The 728-nt window shown below is 44.9% G+C and carries 3 protein-coding genes; all 3 read right to left on the bottom strand.

The features are described from left to right. A partial coding sequence (locus ACWHAR_RS26835) for a YfhD family protein (RefSeq protein ID WP_003233561.1) occupies positions 1-191 on the bottom strand: 191 nt, incomplete at its 3' end. A 66-nt stretch (positions 192-257) separates the two neighbouring features. After that, on the bottom strand, positions 258-389 hold the full coding sequence (locus ACWHAR_RS26830) for a YfhE family protein (protein ID WP_041351182.1): 132 nt from the start codon (positions 387-389) through the stop codon (positions 258-260). A 32-nt stretch (positions 390-421) separates the two neighbouring features. Beyond that, positions 422-728: DUF1731 domain-containing protein (locus tag ACWHAR_RS26825; protein ID WP_452088395.1), on the bottom strand; the 307-nt coding region annotated here is incomplete at its 5' end.

Here is a 728-nt window from a genome sequence, read left to right as displayed (position 1 = left end):
TAACGAGATTTCTTTTTCGCTCTGTTGTCGGCTGCTTTCGCACGCTCTTGCGCTTCGCGGTCATCTGCATCAGCAAGCTCGGTTGAATATTCTTCGTAAACGCCGTCAGTTTCCCTTTTTAAGGCATCGGGAACTTGTGGAAGCTTTTGTTTGTTTTTATCACGGTTTTTGTGGATATGATTTCTGCCCATATCAAATTCCCCCTAAAAAGTGATATCAAACAAATATAGTATTTGGTTTTAAGGGGCTATGTATTCCTACTTCCGCTTAGCAGCTTTTTCCGCTTTTTTAAATTCGCCTGAATAAAGAACTTCCTGCATTTTTTTCAGGTTGGCGCCTTGCTGGTGCTTCTCCCTCTTTTTTCCATAAAAAGGACCTCCTTCAACCATGTTATTCTTAAGGTTGACGCTTCCTGCTGTTTTTATACAGTCTTTCGGTCCGCTATCAGCTGTGAGAGTGCAAATTCAAGATCCGAATATGTAAAACGAAATCCAGAGGTTATCGCTTTTTTCGGAAGAGCGCGCTGTCCTTTCACAATCAAAAGACTCATTTCACCCAATGCTTTTGATAAAAAGAATTCCGGGACGGGGAGCCAGTGCGGGCGGTGCTTCACCCGTGCAATCGTTTTTCCGAATTGCTTCATGTCCACAGGATTGGGCGCGGTGACATTCATTGGGCCTGAGATGCCGGCGTTTTCCACCGCATATCGGATCATCTGGGCCGCATCC

Source organism: Bacillus sp. LR--39, assembly GCF_053613335.1.
Note: the sequence above shows the minus strand (reverse complement) of the source record. Positions and strands in the feature narration are given on the sequence as shown.